Origin of the sequence: Micromonospora parastrephiae (genome assembly GCF_016802865.1) — a bacterium.
Taxonomy (GTDB): domain Bacteria; phylum Actinomycetota; class Actinomycetes; order Mycobacteriales; family Micromonosporaceae; genus Micromonospora; species Micromonospora parastrephiae.
Map to the genome: position 1 here is coordinate 1 of NZ_JAEVHM010000057.1, position 23,345 is coordinate 23,345.

A 23,345-nucleotide genomic window follows, 5' to 3' on the forward strand; every position below is an offset into this window, starting at 1 on the left:
GCGCGGGGCGGGTGGGCCCTGCGCAGCCCACCCGCCGTGCGGTCCTCAGCAGTTGCGCAGTTCGGGGGACTGGTTGAGCAGTTGACCCCGGGTCGACACGAAGCGGCGGTAGCGCTCCCCGTCGACGGCCGACAGCCGGAACGCGGCGACCCGGTGGCAGTTCTGGAAGGCCAGACGTACGCCGAAGTGCCGTTCCAGGCCGGCGCGGATGGCGTCGCTGGCCAGCGCCCGCAGCAACTGGCCCCGGTCGGCGTCGGTGGGCGGCGGGACGACGTTGTCGGCCACGTCGGCGTCGCCGGACTCCAGGTCGGCCACGACCCGGCTGACGGTGGCCCAGGCGTACGGCAGGGAGTCGCGGACGCAGGCGATGAACGCGTCGTCGTCGACGGGGCCGCGCTCGGCGGCGTCGAGCAGGGCGGGCGGGACGGTGAGTGACATGGTTCTCCTCCGCTTCCAGCTAACGATTACCGTTTTCATTAACGGCGTCGGAGTGAGCACACCACGTCGTTTGGACGACGTCAACGATGACCCGGCGCGTCGCGCCCCGGCCCGCGTGAACCAGGAGAGATCAGGGGCGGCGGGGGTGGCCCTTGAGGTGTCGGCCCAGTTCACGGGCGATTTCGCGGTTGGCGTCCCGCTCGGCCAGCGTCTGCCGCTTGTCGTAGGAGCGCTTGCCCTTGGCCAGCGCCAGCTCGACCTTGGCCCAGCCGTTGTCGAAGTACATCGACAGCGGAACCAGGGTCACCCCGCCCTCGCGGACCTTGTCCAGGATCCGGTCGATCTCCGAGCGGTGCAGCAGCAGCTTGCGGTTGCGCCGGGGAGCGTGGTTCGTCCACGTGCCGTAGGCGTACTCGGCGATGTGCAGGCCGTACAGCATGATCTCGCCGTCGCGCTCGTGCGCGAACGCGTCCACCAGCGAAGCCCGCCCCTCGCGCAGCGACTTCACCTCGGTGCCGACCAGCACGATGCCCGCCTCGTAGGTGCGCAGCACCGTGTACTCGTGCCGGGCCTTCTTGTTCGAGGCGATCAACCGACGTTCGGGCTGCTTGGACGGGCTCACCCGGCGACGATAACCGGCCCGGCCTCAACCGGTCACCCGGCGGTGGCGCGCAGCCGCGCCATCAGCTCCCGTACGGCCTGGCCGAACGCCTCCTGCGACTCGCACGGCCAGTGCCCCAGGATCGGCGGTGGCACGCTGTCGCTGGGTGGCGCCACCACGCCCTCCGGATCGGTCAACCGGCGGTCGACAGTCGCCGCCGGCCCGGTCAGCCTCTCGACATCGCCGGGCCGGTGCGACGCAAAGATCCAGCCGCCGATCGGGTCGGTGTCACGCCACAGGTTGACCCACCGCCAGCCGACCCGCTCACCGATCTCCCGCAGCGCCGCGTCGTCGGCGTACGCGGGGAACAGCCGCGAGTACAGCCGACCCAGGGGAGAGCCGTAGGTCAGCAGCGCGACCCGGTCGGTGATCCGGGGCGGCAGTTGCAGCACCGTCGCGGCGAGCAGCACCGAACCGTGACTGTGCCCGGCGAGCAGCACCCGCTCACCCTGCTCCACCAGGTAGGAGATCCGCTTGGCCAGCTCCGGCACGGCCCGCTCGGCGTAGCAGGGCGGCGCGAAAGGGTGCGCCCCCCGGGGCCAGAACGTGCCCAGGTCCCACAGCACGCCCACGTACCGGCGGAACCCGGCCGTCCGGTACGCGAACACACCGCCGATCACCAACCCGAGAAGGATCGCGGCGATCGCGTAACTGCCCGTACCGATGAGGAAGTTGACCATGCTTTCGGGCACGCCGACGTACCGCTGGAACACCTCGCCGGGATAGTGCTGAAGCAGGCCGAACAGGCTGGTGGCCAGTCCGAACGCGGCCAGCCCGGCGTAGACGACGGTGAGCGGCTCCAGCCGTTCGGTGAACCGGGCACGGGCCACCGCCTGCTCGACCCGGCGCAGCCGGTCCGTCGACTCCGGCGGCGCGTGCGGGAAGTCGGCGGCGACGATCGCCCGCGCGACCCGCCACCGGCTGCGGCGGGTCAGTACCGTGATCACGCCGCCCACCAGCGCTGCGCTCAGCACCGCCAGGAAGAAACCGAAGATCGCCCACTTGAACGCCAGGGGCGGGGCGAATCCCAGTCGCTCCGCGGGCACACCGTCGCGATCCAACACATCCGCCATCCGGTAGACCAACTCGGCGGAGAAGGCCACCGCGAGCCCAGCCGCGATCGTGACGAAGACCGGCGCGCCCAGCGCGCGCAGCCGCGCGGGCCGCGGGCCGCCGTCACGCCGACCGCCGCCCCGCCGCGCGATCACCACCGCGGCGAGAGCGGCCACCAGCACGGTCTGGCTGACGAACAGCCAGGCGACGGTCGCGCCGTACCCGGGCAGCGCGACGCTCGGCGGCCACGGCGCCGGACTGAGGACGGTGTGCACGATCACCAGGATCGTCAGGCCGCACGCGATCGTGCGCAGCCATCGGGTGACCCCGTCCACCCAGGCCACCGGACCGGGCAGGTCGATGACCCGCACCAGGGCCAGCAGGATCAGGCAGGCGAGCAGCACCGCTCCGCAGGCCACCAGCAGCACCACCATCACCCACGAGGCGTGCTCGCGGGCCCGGGCGGCCAGCAGGCTGCCGCTCAGCGTGGCGAAAGCGGCCGCCACGTGCACCGAACGCAGGCGACCGACCAGCGGCGCGCCGTCCCACTGGCCGACCGCGCTCAAGGTGTGCACGGACTCGGCCTGCGGCGACCCGGTGCGGAACGCGTCGAACAAGTGACTGGGGCGGGCGCCCAGCCACCAGAGGAGCCCGATGGCGGCGACCGGCACCAACGCCAGCACACCCAGGCGCAGACCGATGGGGCGCCCGCCGAGCCAGGACAACCAGTTCCGCTCGGCCAGGCAGGTCGGGCTGCCCATGCACCGCCAGGCGATCAGATCCAACGCCACCCCGACGATGGAGAGCACGTAGAGCATGGTGAGGGTGAGCGCGAGCACCCGGCACAGCGCGACGATGGTGTACTTCGCGGAGAGGTTCGCCGGGCGCATCCACAGCGCCACGTTGCAGAGCATGAACGGCAGCAGGAACACCAGCGACAGCGTCCGCGCGGCCGTGCCGGACGGAAGGTCGCTCCAGCGGTACGCCTCCAGCGTCACCCCGTCCGTCCCGGTCGAGTCCGGGTAGCCCGGACGTGGCCGGTAGAACCCTCCGCTGCGGTCACCGGCGACCTGGTGCACGTACGGCCGGTTCAGCACCTGGTCCGCCCCCGCCCCGGAGACCCCGTGCACCCGCAGCTCCACGATCCCGCCCGACGTCGTCGGTCCGGTCGGCGACGCGTCCGCCATGGGCCCCCCGAGGTGTGCGCGGCAACCAGGCGGGTCGCCGGCCGCCCGCGCGGCTTTCCGGCTTACCCAGGCTGACGCTGGTCAAGCGTGCGTCACGCACCACGCGATGGTGCGGCCGGCGCGTCCCAGGTGGTTTCATGGGCGCCATGGCGAACCCGGTGATCCTGACCGTCGACGACGACCCCGTCGTGTCCCGAGCCGTGGCCCGGGACATCCGGCGCCGCTACGGCGACCGCTACCGGGTGCTGCGTGCCGCCTCCGGCCCGGAGGCGCTGGACGCGCTGCGGGAGGTGAAGCTGCGTGGCGAACAGGTGGCGCTGCTGCTGGCCGACCACCGGATGCCGGAGATGACCGGGGTCGAGTTCCTGGAGGCGGCGATGGACATCTTCCCGGCCGCCCGCCGGGTGCTGCTCACCGCGTACGCGGACACCGACGCCGCCATCGAGGCGATCAACGTGGTGGACCTGGACCACTACCTGCTCAAGCCCTGGCACCCGCCGGAGGAGAAGCTGTACCCGGTGGTGGACGGCCTGCTGGAGGCGTGGTCGGTCACCCCGGACGCGGCGAGCGCCGAGATCCGGGTCGTCGGGCACCGCTGGTCCGCGCCGTCGTTCAAGGTCCGTGACTTCCTGGCCCGCAACCTGGTGCCGTACCGGTGGCTGTTGGCCGATGACCCGGAGGGCGTCCGGCTGCTCGACGCCGCCGGCGCCACCGAGGCGGACGTGCCGCTGGTGGTGACCGCCGAGGGCAAGGCGCTGGTCGCCCCCAGCGAAGCCGAGTTGGCCGCCCTGGCCGGGTTGACGGTGGTGCCGGCGTCGGACTTCTACGACCTGGTGGTGATCGGTGGCGGTCCGGCCGGCCTGGGCTCGGCGGTCTACGGCGCCTCGGAGGGGCTGCGTACCGTGCTCGTCGAGCGGCGCGCCACCGGCGGGCAGGCGGGACAGAGCAGCCGGATCGAGAACTACCTGGGTTTCCCCGACGGAGTCTCCGGCGCGCAGCTCACCGACCGGGCCCGGCGGCAGGCGGTGAAGTTCGGCGCCGAGCTGCTCAGCGCCCGGGAGGTGGTCGGTCTCAGTGAGGCCGGCGGCGCCCGGCTGCTGCGCTTCGGCGACGGCACCGAGATCGCCGCGCACACGGTGGTGCTGGCCACCGGCGTCTCGTACCGGGTGCTCGACGCCCCCGGGCTGGCCGACTTCACCGGCCGGGGCGTGTTCTACGGCGCCGCCGCGACGGAGGCGCCGAGCTGCGTCGACCAGGACGTCTACATCGTCGGCGGGGCCAACTCGGCCGGCCAGGCCGCGGTGCACTTCTCCCGGTACGCGGCGCGGGTGCACCTGCTGATCCGGGGCGCGGATCTGACCGCTTCGATGTCGCGCTACCTGATCGACCAGCTGGAACGGATCGACCGGATCACCGTGCATCCGCACACGGCGGTGGTCGGCGCGGCGGGGGAGGGTCACCTGCAACGCCTCAGCCTGTGCGACACCCGCACCGGTCAGGCCCGCTCGGTGGACACCTCCTGGCTGTTCATCTTCATCGGGGCGGAGCCCCGCACCGACTGGCTCGACGGTGTGTTGGTCCGCGACGGGCGCGGCTTCATCGTCACCGGCCCGGACCTGCTGGCCGGCGGGCGGCGACCGCCCGGCTGGTCGCTGTCGCGCGACCCGTACCACCTGGAGACCAGCGTGCCGGGGGTGTTCGCCGCCGGTGACGTGCGGGCCGAGTCGGTCAAGCGGGTCGCCTCGGCCGTCGGCGAGGGCGCGATGGCCGTCTCGCTCGTGCACCGCTACCTGGAGGCTCAGTGAGCGCGAGGAGTGAGCCGGGTTTGCGAGCCCCGCAGTCGCGAACGAAGGGGGCACTGTGAGCGCGAGGAGTGAGCCGGGTTTGCGAGCCCCGCAGTCGCGAACGAAGGGGCGCTGTGAGCGCGAGGAGTGAGCCGGGTTTGCGAGCCCCGCAGTCGCGAACGAAGGAGGGCCAGTGAGTATCGAGTCGGAGCGGCTGACACCGGCACAGTTGCGCACCCTGTTCCTGTTCGAGGCCCTGGACGACGGGCAGCTCGACTGGCTGGCCGAGCGCGGCCGGGTCGAGCAGCGCGCCGGGGGCACCCTCGTGTACGGCGAGGGCGAGCCGGCGACCTGCTTCTTCGTGCTGCTGCGCGGTGCCGTGGCGCTGAGTCGGCAGGTGCGCGGCGACGATGTCGAGGTCTCCCGGACCGACCAGCGCGGCGTGTACGGCGGCGCCGCCCAGGCGTACCTGGGTGACCAGGTCGATCAGGTCTACCGCAACAGCCTGCGGGCGGTGACCGACGCGGATTTCTTCGTGCTGCCGGCGGAGGATTTCGCGTACGCCCTGCGGACCTGGTTCCCGATGCCCATCCATTTGCTGGAGGGGTTGTTCTTCGGTATGCGGGACTCGCAGACGATCGTCGGGGAACGGGAGCGGCTACTGGCTCTCGGTTCGCTCTCGGCGGGGCTGACCCACGAGCTGAACAACCCGGCCGCGGCGGCGGTGCGGGCCACCTCGGTGCTGCGCGACCGGGTCGCCGGGATGCGCCACAAACTCGCCATGATCGCTGACGGCCGGCTCGACGGCAGCGCCCTGCACGGCCTCGTCTCGTTGCAGGAGGAGGCGGTCGCCCGGGTCGCCACCGCGCCGAAGTTGACCCCGATGGCCACCGCCGACGCGGAGGACACGCTCACCGACTGGCTGGAGGAGCACGGCGTCGCCGGCGCCTGGGACCTGGCGCCGATCCTGGTCGGCGGTGGGCTCGACTCGGCCTGGCTGGCCCAGGTGAAGGCGGCGGTCGGTCCGGCCGACCTGGAGGCCGCGGTGCGGTGGCTCACCTACACCGTCGACACCGAGCTGCTGATGCGCGAGATCGGCGACGCGGTCACCCGGATCTCCGGGCTCGTGGGTGCCGCCAAGCAGTACTCGCAGCTGGACCGCGCGCCGCACCGGGTGGTGGACGTGCACGACCTGCTCGACGCCACCCTTGTGATGTTCAAGGGCAAGATCCCCGCCGAGGTCAAGCTGGTCCGGGAGTACGACCGGAGCCTGCCACCGGTGCCGGCGTACGCGGCCGAGTTGAACCAGGTGTGGACCAACCTGATCGACAACGCGCTGGGCGCGATGGGGGAGAAGGGCGTGTTGACCGTCCGCACCGGACGCGTCGACGACCTGTTGACGGTGGAGATAACCGACACGGGGCCGGGCATCCCGCCGGAGGTGCGTCCGCGCATCTTCGAGCCGTTCTTCACCACCAAGCCGGTCGGGTCGGGCACCGGGCTGGGGCTGGACATCTCGTACCGGATCGTGGTGCACAAGCACCACGGCGACATCCGGGTGGAGACCGAGCCCGGGCGGACGACCTTCCGGGTGCTGCTCCCGATCACCGAAGGGGCACCGGACGCGCCGCACGACGCGCCAATCACCTAAAGACAGCGGTCGGTCGCTGGCAGTAGTCTCGGGCGCGTTCGCGATCCCCGCCCCCGAGGAGGGTCCATGGAGTCGATGGCCCGCCAGCGCACCCCCGTCGAGGACGACGACAACCCGGACGATCCGCCGGCCACGATGCTGCCGGAGCTGGAGGATCGCGAGTGGCTGCACCACGCGCAGGAGTTCGCGCACACCAGCTTCTGGGCGGTGGCCCGCCGGCTGCCCCGGCTGGTCCGGGAGGCGGTCGGGCTGGCCTGGTCCACCAACCGTCGGGACACGGTCACCTCGATCGGCCTGAACATCGCGGCCGGGGTGATGACCACGTTCGGCCTGCTCGCCACGACCAGCGTGCTGCGGGAGCTGTTCGCCGCCGGTCCCACCCCGGACCGCGTCCGCTCGGCCCTGCCGGCGCTGATCGTGGCCGCGTCGGCGGTGTCGGCGCGGGGCGGCCTCACCATCGCGGCGGGCTGGGCGCAGGCCCGGCTGACCCCGCAGATCAACTACCAGGTGGAGCTGCGGCTGTTCGAGGCCACCACGGCGGTGGACCTCGCCGCGTTCGACGACGCCGGTTTCGCCGAGGAGATGGACCGCGCCCGCGACCGGGGGATGGCCGAGGCCGCGTGGATCGTCGACCACACCGTCAACCTGGTCACCGGGGTGGTCGGGATGCTCGCCACCGCCGTCGCGGTGACCGTCATCCAGCCGCTGCTGCTGCCCTGCCTGCTGCTCGCGGCGGTGCCCCAGGCCGCCACGGCGGTACGGATGGCCCGGCGGGAGTACCTGGCGATGCTGGCCCGGATCACCAGGCGCCGTCGGATGTGGATGCTGGCCCACCTGATGGCCAACCGGCGTACCGCGGCCGAGGTGCGCGCGTACCAGATGCGTGACTTCCTGCTTGCCGAGTACCGCGGGGTGATGGCCGTCGAGACCCGGGCCGAGCTGCGGCTGGTCCGTTCGCAGACCGGCACCCGGGTCGTGGGCGCGACCATGGCGGGGCTGGCCACCTTCGGGGTGTACGCCGTCCTCGGCGGGCTGCTGCTGGGCGGGATGGTCGCCCTGGCCGCCGCCGCGACCGCCCTGCTCGCCCTGCAGTCCGCGCGGACCAGCATGGGCGTCGCGGTCGTCGCCACCAACTCGCTGTACGAGGACGCCCTCTACTACCAGGACTACCGGGACTTCCTGGCCCGTGCCCACGCCCGGGTGCCGGTCGGCGGCGACCGGTCGACGGACGGCGTCGACGTGATCGAGTTGGACGGGGTGAGCCTGCGCTACCCGGACACCGACACCCCGGCTGTGGACCGGGTCAGCCTCACCATCAGGCGGGGCGAGGTGGTGGCGCTCGTCGGCGAGAACGGCTCGGGCAAGACCACCCTGGCCAAACTGATCGCGGGGTTGTACCAGCCGACCGGCGGGGTGATCCGGTGGGACGGCGTGGACGCCGCCGAACTGGACCCGCGCGCTCTCGGCGCCCAGGTGGCCGTGATGACCCAGGAGTGGTGGAAGTTCCCGTTCACCGCCGGGCAGAACATCCGCGTCGGCCGGCACGACCGTCCGCCGGACCGACCCGGCCCGAGCGTGCAGGAGGCGGCCGGGGCGGCCGCCGCCCACGACATGATCGTCGGCCTGCCGCACGGCTACGACACGCTGCTCGACCGGGAGTTCAAGGACGGCCACGAGCTGTCCGGTGGCCAGTGGCAACGGTTGGTCGCCGCGCGCGGCCTCTACCGCGACGCCGCCCTGCTGATCTGCGACGAGCCGTCGGCCGCCCTGGACGCCCGCGCGGAGCACGCCCTGTTCCAGCACCTGCGCCGCCACCCCGACCGGGCGGTCGTGCTGATCACCCACCGGCTGGCCAACGTCCGGCACGCCGACCGGATCTTCGTGCTGGACCAGGGTCGCCTCATCCAGCAGGGCAGCCACGACGAGCTGATGGCGGCCGGCGGCCTCTACCGGGAGCTGTTCGAGCTGCAGGCCAGCGGCTACCGAGCCGACGCGGACGACGCCCTGCCCCGCTGACGCGTGTTGATCAAGAGGTTCGCGTCAGGAGACGGGCTGCCGGTGACCCAAACCTCTTGATCAACGCGCTCCGGGGGTGAGGAAGTCGGCCAGGACGCGGGTGTGGGTGGAGAACGCCAACTCGACCGGGTCGGTGAGCACCAGCCACTCGGTCGCCTCGTCGGTGGGCGCCGAGGGCGGCAGGTCCTCCGCCGCCTGTTCGGGCAGCACCCCGAAGACCATCATGGTGCCGCCCGCCGGGGCGCCGTGCACCGCGAACAGGCGGGCGTCCCCGGGGGCCGCGATCAGCCCGGTCTCCTCGCGCAGTTCACGTACGAGTGCGTCGGACCACTCCTCGCCGTACTCGATGAAACCACCGGGCAGCGCGAGCTGCCCGCGGGCGGGTTCGATGTCCCGGCGGACCACCACCACCCCCAGGCCGTCGGCGGTGCGGACCGGCAGCACCGCCACCGCGACGGGCAGTGGGTTGCGCCAGACGGTCTCGCCGCAGACCGCGCAGACCCGCGGCCACCCGGCCGCCGCCGGGTAGGCCGCGCCGCAGTAGGAGCAGTGCGAGTACGGCGTACCGGTCATGCCGCAGCACGTTACCCGGCCCGTCGCACACGCCGCCTCCTCAGGCGGCCGGTGCGCCGGTGTAGAAGGCGGTCGTGCGCTCGGCGGCGGCCCGCGCCTCGTCGGGGTCGGTGCCCGCGGCGATGCTGGCCTCACCCCACAGCCGGCTGCTCAGGTCCATGGCCCGCCGCCCCTCGTCGGAGGCGACCCACTCGGCGCTGTCCTCCGGTCGGACACCGCTGCCGTCGCCGGACAGGTACGTGGCGAGGCCGAGCAGCCCCAGGTCCCAGCCGACGCCGACGGCGCCCGGCCCGAACTGGGCCCACCGGTCCTGGTCGACGTGGGTGATGTGGTCCAGTTCGAAGCGGGTCCGCTCGTCGTCGACCGGGGTGAGCCGCACCTCGATCCAGCTCACCTCGCCGCCGAACTCCCAGGTCGCGGTGAAGCGGTGCGGCGGCTCGCAGCTCTCGACGGTGCCGCTGGCGTTGCCCTCCAGCTGGTACGTGCCGTGCAGCCGCAGATCACCGCTGATCGGCAGGAACCAGCGCGGGATGCGCTCGGCGTTGGTGCAGGCGTCCCACAGGTCGTCGAGTGTCGCCTGGTAGGTCTGGCTGATCGTGCTGACCCGGGCCTCGCCGGCCTCCAGGGTGCGGCTGCCGACCTGCCGTTGGACGGCGTTGATCTGCTCGGTGGCGTCGAACATCAGGTGTTCCTCTCGTCGGGTGGGTCGGCCGACCCGCGCAGGCGACGTTCGCGTCGGCCCCGGGCCAGCTCGGTGGCGAGTGCCGCCAGGGGTGGAGTCCAGAACCGGCGGAAGTGCTCCAGCCAGCCGTCGACCTCGCGCAACGGGCGCGGGTCGACCGCGTACAGCCGCCGGGTGCCGTCCGCTCGTACGGTGGCGAAGCCGTTGTCCCGCAACACCTTCAAATGTTGGGAGACGGCGGGCTGGGAGATGCCGAACTCCTCGCGGATCACCGCGCTGACCGCGCCGGCGGGCTGTTCGCCGGTGGCGAGCAGCTCCAGGATGCGGCGCCGGACCGGATCGCCCAGCACGTCGAAGGCGTGCACGACGACAGTTGTATCACCAATGGCTTATTTAAGCCAGCTCTGATACTCCGACGAGCTTGTCCAGCCGGATCGGCAGATCCCGGATCCGGACGCCGGTGGCGTGGTGCACCGCGTTGGCGATCGCCGCGGCGGCGCCGACGATGCCGATCTCGCCGATGCCCTTCACCCCGGCCGGGTTCAGCTCGCCGTCGCGCTCGTCCAGCCAGTACGCCTCGATGGACTCCACGTCCGCGCAGCCGGTGATGTGGTACGTGGCCAGGTCGTGGTTGACCCAGTCGCCGTAGCGTTCGTCGAGCACACCCTCCTCGTGCAACGCCATCGACAGCCCCATCGTCATGCCGCCGATGAGCTGGCTGCGCGCCGTCGTCGGGTTGACCACCTGACCCGCCGCGAACACCCCGAGCATCCGGTTGAGCCGCACCTCGCCGGTGGTCGCGTCAACCCGGACCTCGGCGAACTGCGCCCCGTACGCGTACCGGGGCAGCGTGGGCTGTCCGCCCACCTCGTCGGAGGTGTCCGCCTCGGCGCTCACGTCCCTGTCCGGCGACCCGCCCTCGGGCAGCTTCCCGCGCAGCGCCTGACAGGCCCGGATCACCGCCCAACTCCAGCTCGCGGTGCCCATCGAGCCGCCGGCCACCGGCGCGGTCGGCAGATCACTGTCGCCGATGCTGATCGCGACCCGCTCCGGCGGCACCCCCAGGGCGTCGGCGGCCACCTGCCACATCGCCGTCCGGGCGCCCGTGCCGATGTCGGTGACGTTGATCCGAACGAGGAAACTGCCGTCGGGCCGCGCGGTGGCCGTCGCGGAGCACGGCCTGGCCCGGGCCGGGTAGCTCGACCCGGCCACGCCGGACCCGACCAGCCAGTGTCCGTCGCGCCGGGATCGGGGTGCCGGGTCCCGGTCCGCCCAGCCGAACCGCTGGGCGCCCTCGCGCAGGCAGGCCACCAGGTTGCGGCTGGTGAACGGGCGGCCCTGATCGGGGTCGACCTCCGTGTCGTTGCGGATGCGCAGCTCCACCGGGTCGATGCCGACGGCGACGGCCAGTTCGTCCATCGCCGACTCCAGGGCGTACGCGCCGGGGCACTCGCCCGGGGCGCGCATCCAGAACGGTGTCGGCACGTCGAGGCGAACCAGCCGGTGGGTGGTGCGGCGGTGCGGTGCGGCGTACATGCTGCGGGTGTAGACGGCGGTCTGCTCGGCGAACTCCCGCATCGTCGAGGTCTGGCTGATCGCGTCGTGGCAGATCGCGGTGAGCCGCCCGTCGGCGTCGGCCGCGAGCCGGACCCGCTGGATGGTCGGGGTGCGGTAGCCGATCGGCCCGAACAGTTGTTGACGGGTCAGCGCCAGCCGGACCGGCCGGTCCACGTGCCGGGCGGCGAGGGCGGCCAGCACCACCGCGGCCTTGGCGTACCCCTTGCTGCCGAAGCCGCCCCCGACGTGCTGGGTGACCACCCGGACCGACTCGCGGGGCAGCTCGAACAACTCGGCCAGGGTGGCCCGCACCGACGACGCGCCCTGGTTGGAGTCGTGCACCAGCAGCCGCCCGTCGTGCCACTGCGCCGTCGTGGCGTGCGGCTCCATCGGGTTGTTGTGGTACGCCGGCGTCCGGTAGGTGACGTCCACCCGCACCGGTGCGGCCGCGTACCCGGCGTCGAAGTCCCCCTCCGCGGTGTCCGTCGGATAGCTGGGGTTGATGTGGTCCGGCTTGTAGAGGCCGGGGTGGTCATCGGTGAGCACGGTGCTGTGCGGTCCGGCGTCGTAGTCGATCCGCACCAGCCGGGCACCCTCCCGGGCCGCCTCCAGACTGGTGGCCACCACGACCGCGATGAACTGCCCCCGGTAGTGCACCGTCGGCTCCTGCAAAAGCCACAGATCCGGTTCCGGGCCGGGCGCGAGCCGGGGCGCGTTGCCGTGATGCACGACGGCGAGCACGCCCGGCGACGCGAGCGCCTGCGCCGGGTCGACCCGGGTGATCCGGCCCCGCACCACGGCCGACGGCACCGCCCAGCCGTAGGTGACGCCGTCGACCGGGTACTCGACCGCGTACCGGGCCGTGCCGGTGACCTTCTCCCGGCCCTCCAGGCGGGGGTACGCCCGGCCGACCGCGCCGGCGCTCACGACGCGGCCCTGGCGGCCAGTTCGGTGAGCACCCGCACCGTGATGGCCCGGGTCAGCGGCAGCTTGAAGCCGTTGTGCCGCAGGGGGCGCGCCTCGGCCAGCTCGGCGTCGGCGGCCGCCGCCGCCAGCTCGGGACTGAACGGTCGACCCCGCAGCTCCTCCTCGGCCCGGTACGCCCGCCACGGCCGGTGGGCCACCGCCCCGTACGCCAGCCGCACGTCGCGGACCACCTCACCGTCGAGGTCCAGCACCGCGGCCACCGAGCCGGCGGCGAAGGCGAACGACGCCCGGTCCCGCACCTTGAGGTACGCCGAACGGCGTGCGGCCGGCAGCGCCGGCAACCGCACGGCCGTGATCAGCGCGCCACGGGCCAGGGTGGTCTCCCGCTCCGGTTGTGTGCCGGGTGAGCGGTGCAGGGCGGCCAGCGGGACATCGCGGGCGCCGTCGGTGTCGTGCACCTCCACGACCGCGTCCAGCGCGGCGAGAGCGACCGCCAGGTCCGACGGGTGGGTGGCCACGCACTGCTCGGACCAGTCCAGCACCGCCAGGTCGCGGTTCTGGCCGTGCAGGGCGGCGCATCCGCTGCCCGGGTCGCGTTTGTTGCACGCCTTGCCGGTGTCCTGGAAGTACACGCAGCGGGTGCGCTGCAACAGGTTGCCGCCCGTGGTGGCCAGGTTGCGCAGCTGCCCGGAGGCGGCGGCGAGCAGGGCGCGCGCCAGCACCGGGTAGTCGCGGCGGACCACCGGGTGGGCGGCGAGGTCGCTGTTGCGCACCGTCGCCCCGATCCGCAGCCCGCCGTCGGGCAGCTCCTGCACGGTGTCCAGGGGCAGCCGGTTCACGTCCACCAGCACGTCGGGGCGCTGCACCCCGAGCTTCATCAGGTCCACCAGGTTCGTCCCGCCGGCCAGGTACGCCGCCTGCGGCTCGGCACCGAGCACGGCGACCGCCTCGGCCACGTCGGCCGGTCGGTGGTAGCGGAACGGTCTCACCGCGTCGCCGCCGTCTCACGGACGGCCGCGACGATGTGGGGGTACGCGGCGCAGCGGCAGAGGTTGCCGGCCATCCGTTCGCGGATCTCCGCGTCGGTCAGGTCGGGCGGTGCGCCCAGGTCGTCGGTGACCGCGCTGGGCCAGCCACGGTCGACCTCGTCGAGCATCCCCCGGGCGGAGCAGAGCTGCCCGGGGGTGCAGTAGCCGCACTGGAACGCGTCCTGGGCGATGAAGGCGGCCTGCAACGGCGACAGCTCGTCCGGCCCGGCCAACCCCTCCACGGTGATCACCGACCGACCGTCCAGCGTGACCGCGAGGACCAGGCAGCTCTTCACCCGGCGACCGTCCAGCAGCACCGTGCAGGAGCCGCACTGGCCGTGGTCGCAGCCCTTCTTCGCCCCGATCAGGCCCAGGTGCTCGCGCAGGGCGTCGAGCAGTGTGGTGCGGTTGTCCAGCGTCATTTCGCGGGGGGCGTCGTTGACGTCGAACGCCACCCGGGACGAGTGCCGCTCGTCGGTGGTGATCTCGGTCTCCGGTCCGCCCTGCACGCGCCCAGATTAGCCTTACAGGCACAAATAGGGGCGAATAACGCGAATGCCATCTGGCGGGAGGTGACCCGATGACGGCCGGACTGCTGCTGGCCGCCGGCGCAGGGCGGCGCTACGGCCGGCCGAAGGCCCTCGTCGAGATGGCCGGGGAGCCGCTGGTGCGACGGGGAATCCGACTGCTGAGCGTCGGCGGCTGCGCGCCGGTGCACGTGGTGCTCGGCGCGGGCGCGGACGAGGTACCCGCCCTGCCCGGTGCGGTGACCGTACGCCACGACCGCTGGGCCGAGGGACTGGGCTCGTCGCTGCGCCGAGGTCTGGCCTCGTTGCCGGTCGACGTGCCGGCGGCCGTGGTGGTCCTCGTCGACCAGCCGTCGCTCAGCCCGGTGGCGGTCCGCCGGGTACGGGCGGCCTACGCGCGCGGCGCGGTCGTCGCCGTCGCCACGTACGACGCCGGCCGGGGCATCCGGTGCTGCTGAGCCGGGAGACCTGGCCGCTGCTGGACCGGTACGCCGTCGGTGACCGGGGCGCCCGCGACCTGCTGCGCGCCCGGCCGGAGCTGGTGGTCGAGGTGCCGTGCGACGACGCCGGTTCCCCGGTCGACGTGGACACCCCGGCCCACCTGCCTCGGCCCTGAGGCGCGACCGGTCGGGTCAGCGCCGCGACGGCGAGGGCCGCCCGGGACCGTCGAAACGGCAGCCCCGGCCGGCCGGCCTCACCGCCCCCGTCTCAGGCCACCGGCGTGGCGGCGCCGGTCGCACCGGCGAGACGCTGGTGGGCGCGGATCAGCTCGGCGTAGCGCAGACCGCTGGCCTTCACCGTCCGGCGCTGGGTGGCGTAGTCCACGTGCACCAGCCCGAAGCGCTTGTCGTAGCCGTACGCCCACTCGAAGTTGTCCAGCAGCGACCAGACGAAGTAGCCGTCCAACGGCACCCCCCGGGCCACCGCCGCCGCGCAGGCCGCCAGGTGCTGCTCCAGGTGGTCGGTACGCTCCTTGTCCTGCACCGTGCCGTCCACGGTGACCTCGTCCGGCCACGCCGAGCCGCTCTCGGTGACGATGATCCGCGCCGGCCGGTACTCCTCGTGCACGTCGACCAGCAGTCGCTCCAACCCCTCCGGACACACCTCCCAGCCCATCGCGGTCTCCACCGAGCCGGGCACCGGCACCTGCCGGGCGTACGGCGCCGCGCCGGTCGGGTCGTCGACGACGAGCTGACGGAAGTAGTAGTTCACCCCGAGGAAGTCGGTGGGCGTGGCGATCACCGACAGGTCGTCGTCGCGTACCGGCGGCTCGACGCCGTAGGTCGCGATCATGTCGGCGGGGTAGCCGCGCCCGTGGATCGGGTCCAGCCACCACCGGTTGACGTGCCCGTCGGCCCGTCGGGCCGCCGCGACATCCTCGGGCCGGTCGGTGGCCGCCTCGATCGGGCTGAGGTTGAGCACCAGGCCGACCGAGGCCGGCCGGGCGGCGTTGGCGCGGATCGCCTGGGTGGCCAGGCCGTGCCCGAGCAGCACGTGGTGCGAGGCGTGCACGGCGCGGGTCAGGTCCCGCTCGCCGGGGGCCATGTTCCCCTCCAGGTGCCCGATCCAGCACACGCAGAGCGGCTCGTTGACGGTGCACCAGTCGGCCACCCGGTCACCGAGGCGGCCGGCGACCACCGCCGCGTAGTCGGCGAACGCCTCGGCGGTGGCGCGCTCCGGCCAGCCACCGGAGTCCTGGAGGACCTGCGGCAGATCCCAGTGGTAGAGCGTGACGAACGGCCGGACGCCGTCGGCGAGCAGCGTGTCGACGAGCCGGTCGTAGAAGTCCAGCCCCGCCGGGTTGACCCGCCCGACGCCGTCGGGCATCACCCGCGGCCACGCCACCGAGAACCGGTACGCGTCCACGCCGAGCCGGCGCAGCAGCGCCAGGTCCTCCGGCCACCGGTGGTAGTGGTCGCACGCCACCGCGCCGGTGTCGCCGTTGTCGACCTTGCCGGGGGTAGCCGAGAAGGTGTCCCAGATGGACGGCGACCGACCGTCGACGTCGACGGCCCCCTCGATCTGGTACGCCGCGGTGGCCACGCCCCAGAGGAAGTCGGGTGGCAGCTTGGACAGGTCGGGCACGGGACGGTTCTCCTCTGGGGTTGGATGGCTCACTTGACCGCGCCGGCGGTGAGACCGGCGACGAAGTACCGCTGAAGGGCCAGGAATCCGGCGACGACCGGGATGCTGACCACCAGCGAGGCGGCCATGATCTGGTTCCAGTAGACGTTGAACTGGGTGGAGTAGCCCTGCAGGCCGACGGCCAGGGTGCGGCTGCCCTCGTCGGTCATCACCGAGGCGAAGAGCACCTCACCCCAGGCGGTCATGAACGCGTACACGGTGACCGCGACGACGCCGGGCACGGCGGCCGGCAGGATGACCCGGAACAGGATCCGCAGCGGCCCGGCCCCGTCGACCTGCGCCGCCTCGTCCAGCCCCCGGGGGATCGAGTCGAAGTAGCCGACCAGCATCCAGATCGAGAACGGCAGCGAGAAGGTCAGGTACGTGATCACCAGGCCGGTGCGGCTGGCGTACAGCTCGATGCCGGTGGCGTTGCCCAGGTTGACGTAGATGAGGAACAGCGGCAGCAGGAACAGGATGCCGGGGAACATCTGGGTGGACAGCACCGTCACCGAGAAGACGCCGCGCCCACGGAACCGGTAGCGGCTGACCGCGAACGCGGCGAAGATGGCCACCGCCACCGAGCAGACCGCCGCGACGCTCGACACCACGAGGCTGTTCACCAGGTACCGGGCCAGTGGCACGGTGCTCCACATGTCGACGAACGGTTGCAGGGTGGGCCGGCTGGGCCACCAGGTGAAACCGTTCTGCACGTCCTGCAACGGCTTCGCCGCCGAGGTGACCATCACGTACAGCGGGATGACGACGAACAGGGTGAGCAGGGTCAGCACGATGCGCCGGCCCCAGCGCTCACCGGCGGTCTCACGCATGGTCGTCCCTCCGACGGTTGGTGATCAGCAGGTACGCGGCCGAGACGACCAGCAGGAACAGCAGTAGCGCCACCGACATCGCCGAGCCGGACCCGAAGTCCCAGGTCTTGAACGAGCTGCGGTAGATGTGGATGGAGATCAGGTCGGCCTGCTCGGGCGCCGAGCCGCCGAAGAGCACGTACGGGGTGTTGAAGTCGTTGAACGTCCACAGGAACAGCACCAGCAGCAGCACCAGGTTCACCGGCCGCAGCATGGGCAGGGTGACCGAGCGCAGTCGACGCCAGAACCCGGCGCCGTCGATCGCGGCGGCCTCGTACAGCTCGCCGGGGACGTTCTGCAGACCGGCCATCAGGCAGAGGAACGCGAACGGCCAGTTGCGCCAGACCGACACCACCAGCAGCGACCAGAAGCTGTTGTCGCCGATCAGCCAGAACGGCCGGTCGTTCAGCAGACCGAGCTGGTCGACGAGCACGTGGTTGACCAGGCCGGTGTCGCGTTGCAGCAGGAAGCTCCAGGTGATCACGGCGGTGTAGACCGGCAGGGCGTACGGGGTGAGGAACAGCGCCCGCAGGATGGCCCGCCCCCGGAACGGCCGTTGCAGCACCACCGCCGCGGAGATGCCGAGCAGCCAGGCGAACCCGACCGAGAGCACGCTGTAGACCAGGGTGACCCAGAACGAGTGCAGCAGTTCCTTGCCGGCGGCGCTGTTGAGGTCGAGCGTCGCCCGGTAGTTCTCCAGCCCGACGAAGGGCGCGGTGGACCAGTCGCGGATGTGGAACTGGGTCAGCTCCAGCAGGCTCATCCAGACCCCGACCACCATCGGGATCACGTGGATGGCGAGTTCCAGCACGATGGCCGGGGCGAGCAGCAGGTACGGCAGGAGCGAGCGGCGCGGGCCACGGGGCCGGCGCGGGGCCTCCCGGGCGGGTGACCCGGCCCGGGGTTCGCGTCGGTCGGCGTCCGGCGCGGTGGTGCTGGTTGCCATCGGGGTCCTCTCGGAGGCGGTGGCCGTGGCCGGGCTCAACACCCGACCACGGCACCGGTGACGCCTGGGTCAGCGCATCTTCTGCTGCGCGTCGGTCAGCTTCGCCTTCACCGACGCCTCGGTGACGGGCTTGCCGCTGGCCGCGTCGGCGAACAGCTCCTTCATCGCGGTGCCGACCAGGGTCTCGAAGGTGCTCTCGTCGGGCACCTGCGGCAGCGGAGCCGCGGTGGTGACCAGGGTGTCCTGGATGGTCTTCTGCTCCACGGCGCTGAACGCCGGGTCGGCGCCCGCGGTCTTCACCGCCGGCAGCGAGCCGTACGTCTTGTTGAGGATCGTCTGCTCCTCGTCGCTGGTCATGAACTTCACGAAGCTCAGCGCGCCGTCGCGGTTCTTGGTGTGCTTGAAGACCGCCATGTTGATGCCGGCGACCATGCTGTTGACCTTCTTGCCGCCGGCCGGCGGGCTGGCCAGGAACGGCACCGGGGCCACGCCGTACGCGTCGGCGGGCATGTTCTGCGTCTTCAGGTTGGACCCGGCGGACTGCCACAGCAGCATGGCGGCCTTGCCGTTGGCGAAGTCGGAGACCGACTGGTTCTGCGCGTACTCGGCGTTGCTCGGGTTGGTGATCTTGTCGGCGGCCATGAAGTCGATGTACCGCTTGATCGCCGAGACGTTCTGCGGGGTGTCGAAGGTCGGCTTGCCGGCCGAGTCGAACCACTCGCCGCCGTACTGCTGGCTGAAGGTGAAGGCGTGGTGGGCGTTCTCCGACGGGTTGGCCCCCTCGATCGCCAGGCCCCACTTGCCGCCGGTGCTCAGCTTCTTGCCGTACTCGGCGAGCTGCTCCCAGGTGGTCGGGGGTGCGGTGATGCCGGCGTCGGCGAAGGACTTCTTGTTGTAGTACAGGCTGTACGCCATGCTGTAGAGCGGCACGGCGGCCGGCGGCTTGCCGGGGGCGCCGGCGGCGGCGAGCGCGGCGGGCACGATCCGGTCCTTGCCGCCGACGGCCTGCAGGGTGGCGTCGTCGAACTCGACGAGCGCGCCGGTGGCCTGCAACGACGCCGACCAGGTGTTGCCGATGTTGACCACGTCCGGGCCCTTGCCGGAGGCGGCGGCGGCCAGCAGGCGGTTGAGCAGGTCCGACCACGGGACCACCTCGACGGTGACCTTGATCCCGGTCTGCTTCTCGAACTTGTCCAGCTCCGGCTGGAGGATGGTCTTGTCGGCCTCCAGGCTGGCGCCCTGGTTGCTGGCCCAGTAGGTCAGCGTCTTGGGCGATGCGGCGGAGTCGTCGCCGGAGCCGCCGCAGGCGGTCAGTGACGCGGCCGCCAGTACGGCGGCGGTGAATATCCCGAGGTGTCGTCTCGACACGGTCTGCCCTTCCGGTGCGTGGTGGGGGTCCGCCGGGCTCCGTCGTCGATAGGGGTCGGGGCGACGGCGGCCGGCTGCGGAACAGGGTTCGGGGGTGCGCCGTCGGGGTCCGTCGGCGTTTCCCGGGGGTTACATCACGGCTTAATTTATGTCGTCATTAAAGTTGCTGGTCGGTGGGTCGTCAAGCACGGGGCGGTTACAGTCGCCTCGAACGGCCGACGGGAACGAGGTGCCGAGTGGAGCTGGTGCGTGCCACCAACCGCAGCGTACGGCTGCGCAACCGGTCCGCCCTGCTGACCAAGCTCTTCCTCGACGGCCCGCTCACCCGCCAGGACCTGGTACGCAGCACCGGGCTGAGCCAGCCGGCGGTGAGCAACGTGGTGGCCGACCTGATCGACGAGGGGCTGGTCGCCGAGGCGGGGGCCGCCGAGTCCGACGGTGGCCGACCCAGCATGCTGCTGCGGATCGCGCCCCGCTTCGCCTTCGTGGTCGGCGTGGACGTGGGCGAGACCCGCGTCCGGGTCGAGCTGTTCGACTTCGCGATGACCCTGCTGGCCAGCATCGAGTACCCGCTCGACCCGGCGCGCACCGAACCCGACGTCGTGGCCGGGCACGTGCTGGCCGGCATCGACGCGGTGACCGGGGAGGCCGGCGTCGCCCCCGCCGACGTGCTCGGCGTCGGCATCGGCGTCTCCGGGGTGGTCGAGCAGGGCGTCGAGGCCGTCGTGCACGCCCAGGCCCTCGGCTGGGACCGGGTGCCGCTGGAACGCCTGATCGGCGCCGGCACCGACCTGCCGCTGCACATCGACAACGGCGCGAAGACCCTCGGTCAGGCGGAGATGTGGTTCGGTGCCGGGCACGGCGCCCGGCATGCCGTCTTCGCGCTGGTCGGCTCCGGTGTGGGCGCGTCGGTGGTGACCAACGGCGCCACCTACCGGGGCGCGTCCAGCAGCGCGGGGGAGTGGGGGCACACCACCCTGGTGTACGGCGGCCGGACCTGCCGGTGCGGCGCCCGTGGCTGCCTTGAGGCGTACGTGGGCGCGGAGGCGATCATCGACCGGTACCGGGAGGCGCGCCGGGGTCGACCGGTGCCGGGCGAGGACGAGGAGTCGCAGCTCGCCGCGCTGGTCGCCGCCGCCGAGACCTCGGCCACGGCCCGTCGGGTGCTGGACGACACCGCCGGTTACCTGGGCGCCGGGGTGGCCAACCTGATCAACCTGTTCAACCCCGAGCGGGTGGTGCTCGGCGGTTGGGCGGCGATGGCGCTGGGCGACCTGCTGCCGGCCGTTCGGGAGGCCGCCGGCCGGCAGGCGCTGCGCCAGCCGTACGAGCAGGCGTCGATCGAGCTGTGCCGCCTGGGAGTGGACGCGGTGGCGCTGGGCGCGGCGACGCTCCCGATCGCCCGCTTCCTCACCGACGGCGGCGTCCGCCGCTGAGCGGGAACGACCGCACCACCCGACGGCGAATTACACAAAAAGAATCCTCAGGATAAATAACGGTGTTATAGATCGATGTCTTGACGCCGTCGCAATCGCGCCGTAACACTCACACGAGAGCGCTCTCCGCCCCACGACGCCGCCTCGGCGGCACCACCCACGGCGCCACGGGGCGAGCCGATCCCATCCGCGTGGCACCCCGTAACCCCCTATCGACAGGCGATGTCATGACATCTCGCGCTACATCCGTACGCCCGCGCCCCCGGCGGACCGTCCGGCACCTGCTCCTCGGCCTCACCGTGGCCCTGGTCGCGGCGCTCACGCCGACCGGCGCCACCACCCCTGCGCAGGCCGCCCCCACCCTGCTCTCCCAGGGGCGCCCCGCCACCGCCTCGTCCACCGAGAACGCCGGCACCCCGGCCGCCGCCGCGGTCGACGGCAACACCGGCACCCGCTGGTCCAGCGCGTTCAGCGACCCGCAGTGGCTCCAGGTCGACCTCGGTGCCCGAGCCACCATTACCCAGGTCAACCTGCTCTGGGAGGGCGCCTACGGACGGGCCTTCCAGCTCCAGACGTCCGACAACGGGTCCACCTGGACCACGATCTACTCCACCACCACCGGCACCGGCGGCACCCAGAACCTCACCGTCTCCGGCGCCGGCCGCTACGTCCGCATGTACGGCACCGCCCGGGGCACCGGCTACGGCTACTCGCTCTGGGAGTTCCAGGTCTACGGCGAGACCGGCGGCGGCACCGGCGAACCACCGGTCACGCCCACCGACCCGCGCAACCCCAACCTCGGGCCGAACACGTTCGTCTTCGACCCGAGCACCCCCACCTCGACCATCCAGAGTCGACTGAACACGCTCTTCACCCAGCAGGAGACCAACCAGTTCGGCCCGCAGCGCTACGCGGTGCTGTTCAAGCCGGGCACCTACACCGCCGACGTCAACCTCGGCTTCTTCACCCAGGTCGCCGGCCTCGGCATGAGCCCGGACGACGTCAACCTCAACGGCCACGTCCGCACCGAGGCGTTCTGGATGGGCGGCAACGCCACCCAGAACTTCTGGCGGGCCGCCGAGAACCTCTCGGTCACCCTGCCCGCCGGCCAGACCGTGGAGCGCTGGGCGGTGTCGCAGGCCGCGCCGTACCGACGGATGCACCTGCGCGGCGCGCAGAACCAGATCCAGCTCTGGAACGGCGGCGACGGCTGGTCCAGCGGCGGCCTGCTGGCCGACACCCGTATCGACGGCCTGGTCGTCTCCGGCTCGCAGCAGCAGTGGTACTCCCGCAACAGCGAGTTCGGCAACGGCTGGACCGGCTCGGTGTGGAACATGGTGTTCCAGGGCGTCACCGGCGCACCGCCGCCGAGCTTCCCCAACCCGTCGCACACCGTCATCGCGCAGACCCCGCAGGTACGGGAGAAGCCGTTCCTCTACGTCGACGGCACCGGTGAGTACCGGGTGTTCGTGCCGGCGCTGCGCACCAACTCGACCGGCACGAGCTGGTACAACAAGACCCCCGCCGGCTCGTCCATCTCGCTGTCGCAGTTCTTCGTCGTCCAGCCCGGCACCAGCGCGGCCACCATCAACGCTGCCCTCGCCCAGGGCAGGCACCTGCTCTTCACCCCGGGCGTGCACCACGTCACCGAGCCGATCCAGGTCAACCGGGCCGACACGGTGATCCTCGGCCTCGGCCTGGCCACCATCCAGGCCGACAACGGCACCGTCGCGATGCGGGTGGCTGACGTGGACGGCGTCAAGGTCGCCGGCATCATGTTCGAGGCCGGCACCACGAACTCGCCGGTGCTCATGGAGGTCGGTCCGACCGGCTCGTCCGCGAGCCACGCCGCGAACCCGACCTCGCTGCACGACGTGTTCTTCCGCATCGGCGGACCACACGTCGGCAAGGCCACCAACACGTTGACCGTCAACAGCGACAACGTGATCGGCGACCACATGTGGCTGTGGCGGGCCGACCACGCCGCCAGCGGCGTACCCACCGGGTGGACGCTGAACACCGCCGACACCGGCCTCACCGTCAACGGCGACAACGTCACCATGTACGGCCTCTTCGTCGAGCACTACCAGAAGTACCAGACCGTCTGGAACGGCAACGGTGGGCGGACGTACTTCTACCAGAACGAGCTGCCGTACGACGTGCCGAACCAGGCGGCCTGGATGAACGGGTCGACCCGGGGATACGCCGCGTACAAGGTCGCCGATTCGGTGACCAGCCACCAGGCGTTCGGGCTGGGCAGCTACAGCTACTTCAACGTCAACCCCGCGGTGGTCGAGGAACGGTCCTTCGAGGTGCCCACCAACCCGAACGTGCGCTTCACGAACATGGTCACCGTCTCGCTCGGTGGCGTCGGCACCATCAATCGGGTGATCAACAACGCTGGTGGCACCGCGAACGCGGCCAACCAGACGGTGTACCTGACCACCTACCCCTGACCGGGGCGCCCGCCGGCCCGGTCGTCCCACGGACCGGGCCGGTCGGGTCGCACCGCGGGCCG

Annotated in this window: 20 protein-coding genes; 7 read left to right on the plus strand and 13 right to left on the minus strand. The window is 72.0% G+C overall.

Annotated elements, in window-relative coordinates; genetic code table 11:
• Positions 1-45: 45 nt before the first annotated feature.
• The 3 genes from JNW91_RS14165 to JNW91_RS14175 form a co-directional block, all read right to left on the minus strand.
• Positions 46-438, minus strand: coding sequence for an SCO5389 family protein (locus JNW91_RS14165; protein WP_203175394.1), 393 nt, complete (start codon positions 436-438; stop codon positions 46-48).
• Positions 439-568: 130 nt separating this feature from the next.
• Positions 569-1,060 carry an SsrA-binding protein SmpB gene (gene smpB, locus JNW91_RS14170; RefSeq protein ID WP_203175397.1) on the minus strand — a complete coding sequence of 164 codons (492 nt, stop codon included), beginning with the start codon at positions 1,058-1,060 and terminating at the stop codon, positions 569-571.
• A gap of 32 nt (positions 1,061-1,092) precedes the next feature.
• On the minus strand, positions 1,093-3,339 hold the full coding sequence (locus JNW91_RS14175; RefSeq protein WP_203175399.1) for a hypothetical protein: 2,247 nt from the start codon (positions 3,337-3,339) through the stop codon (positions 1,093-1,095).
• A gap of 137 nt (positions 3,340-3,476) precedes the next feature.
• Between JNW91_RS14175 and JNW91_RS14180 the strand changes: the two genes are divergently transcribed.
• From JNW91_RS14180 to JNW91_RS14190, 3 genes are all read left to right on the plus strand, one after another.
• Positions 3,477-5,144: an FAD-dependent oxidoreductase gene (locus tag JNW91_RS14180; protein ID WP_238424971.1), complete on the plus strand. Its 1,668-nt coding sequence runs from the start codon at positions 3,477-3,479 to the stop codon at positions 5,142-5,144.
• 172 nt (positions 5,145-5,316) lie between these two features.
• Positions 5,317-6,774 carry an ATP-binding protein gene (locus tag JNW91_RS14185; RefSeq protein ID WP_203175401.1) on the plus strand — a complete coding sequence of 486 codons (1,458 nt, stop codon included), beginning with the start codon at positions 5,317-5,319 and terminating at the stop codon, positions 6,772-6,774.
• Positions 6,775-6,849: 75 nt separating this feature from the next.
• Entirely contained in the window at positions 6,850-8,790 is a 1,941-nt protein-coding gene (locus JNW91_RS14190; protein WP_407664319.1) for an ABC transporter ATP-binding protein, read from the plus strand.
• Between the two features lie 60 nt (positions 8,791-8,850).
• On the opposite strand, the gene JNW91_RS14195 is transcribed toward JNW91_RS14190, so the two are convergent.
• Genes JNW91_RS14195 through JNW91_RS14220 form a run of 6 tightly spaced genes read right to left on the minus strand, consistent with a single transcriptional unit; the run spans position 8,851 to position 14,012 of the window.
• Positions 8,851-9,363 carry an NUDIX domain-containing protein gene (locus tag JNW91_RS14195; RefSeq protein ID WP_203175405.1) on the minus strand — a complete coding sequence of 171 codons (513 nt, stop codon included), beginning with the start codon at positions 9,361-9,363 and terminating at the stop codon, positions 8,851-8,853.
• 40 nt (positions 9,364-9,403) lie between these two features.
• The gene (locus tag JNW91_RS14200) at positions 9,404-10,045 is read right to left on the minus strand and encodes an SRPBCC family protein (protein ID WP_203175407.1); all 642 of its coding nucleotides are present in this window, start codon (positions 10,043-10,045) and stop codon (positions 9,404-9,406) included.
• Positions 10,045-10,410 (minus strand): ArsR/SmtB family transcription factor, encoded by a 366-nt coding sequence (locus tag JNW91_RS14205; protein ID WP_203175409.1) that lies wholly within the window; start codon positions 10,408-10,410, stop codon positions 10,045-10,047. Before JNW91_RS14205 ends, JNW91_RS14200 begins: the two co-directional genes overlap by 1 nt.
• A gap of 28 nt (positions 10,411-10,438) precedes the next feature.
• Positions 10,439-12,529, minus strand: coding sequence for a xanthine dehydrogenase family protein molybdopterin-binding subunit (locus JNW91_RS14210; RefSeq protein WP_203175411.1), 2,091 nt, complete (start codon positions 12,527-12,529; stop codon positions 10,439-10,441).
• Positions 12,526-13,518 (minus strand): FAD binding domain-containing protein, encoded by a 993-nt coding sequence (locus JNW91_RS33575; protein WP_203175413.1) that lies wholly within the window; start codon positions 13,516-13,518, stop codon positions 12,526-12,528. The genes JNW91_RS14210 and JNW91_RS33575 overlap by 4 nt, the downstream gene beginning before the upstream one ends.
• Positions 13,515-14,012 (minus strand): 2Fe-2S iron-sulfur cluster-binding protein, encoded by a 498-nt coding sequence (locus tag JNW91_RS14220; RefSeq protein ID WP_203175454.1) that lies wholly within the window; start codon positions 14,010-14,012, stop codon positions 13,515-13,517. The genes JNW91_RS33575 and JNW91_RS14220 overlap by 4 nt, the downstream gene beginning before the upstream one ends.
• Positions 14,013-14,137: 125 nt before the next feature.
• Between JNW91_RS14220 and JNW91_RS14225 the strand changes: the two genes are divergently transcribed.
• Positions 14,138-14,542 carry a nucleotidyltransferase family protein gene (locus tag JNW91_RS14225; RefSeq protein WP_238424972.1) on the plus strand — a complete coding sequence of 135 codons (405 nt, stop codon included), beginning with the start codon at positions 14,138-14,140 and terminating at the stop codon, positions 14,540-14,542.
• The gene (locus tag JNW91_RS33580; RefSeq protein WP_238424973.1) at positions 14,533-14,700 is read left to right on the plus strand and encodes a hypothetical protein; all 168 of its coding nucleotides are present in this window, start codon (positions 14,533-14,535) and stop codon (positions 14,698-14,700) included. Before JNW91_RS14225 ends, JNW91_RS33580 begins: the two co-directional genes overlap by 10 nt.
• Positions 14,701-14,792: 92 nt before the next feature.
• On the opposite strand, the gene JNW91_RS14230 is transcribed toward JNW91_RS33580, so the two are convergent.
• The 4 genes from JNW91_RS14230 to JNW91_RS14245 form a co-directional block, all read right to left on the minus strand.
• Positions 14,793-16,169, minus strand: a complete 1,377-nt coding sequence (locus JNW91_RS14230) for a GH1 family beta-glucosidase (protein WP_203175415.1) — start codon at positions 16,167-16,169, stop codon at positions 14,793-14,795.
• Positions 16,170-16,198: 29 nt separating this feature from the next.
• Positions 16,199-17,038, minus strand: coding sequence for a carbohydrate ABC transporter permease (locus tag JNW91_RS14235; RefSeq protein ID WP_203175417.1), 840 nt, complete (start codon positions 17,036-17,038; stop codon positions 16,199-16,201).
• Positions 17,031-18,023 (minus strand): carbohydrate ABC transporter permease, encoded by a 993-nt coding sequence (locus JNW91_RS14240; RefSeq protein ID WP_203175419.1) that lies wholly within the window; start codon positions 18,021-18,023, stop codon positions 17,031-17,033. Before JNW91_RS14240 ends, JNW91_RS14235 begins: the two co-directional genes overlap by 8 nt.
• A gap of 69 nt (positions 18,024-18,092) precedes the next feature.
• Positions 18,093-19,391, minus strand: a complete 1,299-nt coding sequence (locus JNW91_RS14245; RefSeq protein ID WP_203175421.1) for an ABC transporter substrate-binding protein — start codon at positions 19,389-19,391, stop codon at positions 18,093-18,095.
• Between the two features lie 236 nt (positions 19,392-19,627).
• On the opposite strand from JNW91_RS14245, the gene JNW91_RS14250 reads away from it, so the two are divergent.
• Together JNW91_RS14250 and JNW91_RS14255 are read left to right on the plus strand one after the other, a co-directional pair.
• The gene (locus JNW91_RS14250) at positions 19,628-20,827 is read left to right on the plus strand and encodes an ROK family transcriptional regulator (protein ID WP_203175423.1); all 1,200 of its coding nucleotides are present in this window, start codon (positions 19,628-19,630) and stop codon (positions 20,825-20,827) included.
• Between the two features lie 227 nt (positions 20,828-21,054).
• Positions 21,055-23,283 carry a discoidin domain-containing protein gene (locus JNW91_RS14255; RefSeq protein WP_203175424.1) on the plus strand — a complete coding sequence of 743 codons (2,229 nt, stop codon included), beginning with the start codon at positions 21,055-21,057 and terminating at the stop codon, positions 23,281-23,283.
• The last annotated feature ends 62 nt before the right edge of the window (positions 23,284-23,345 follow it).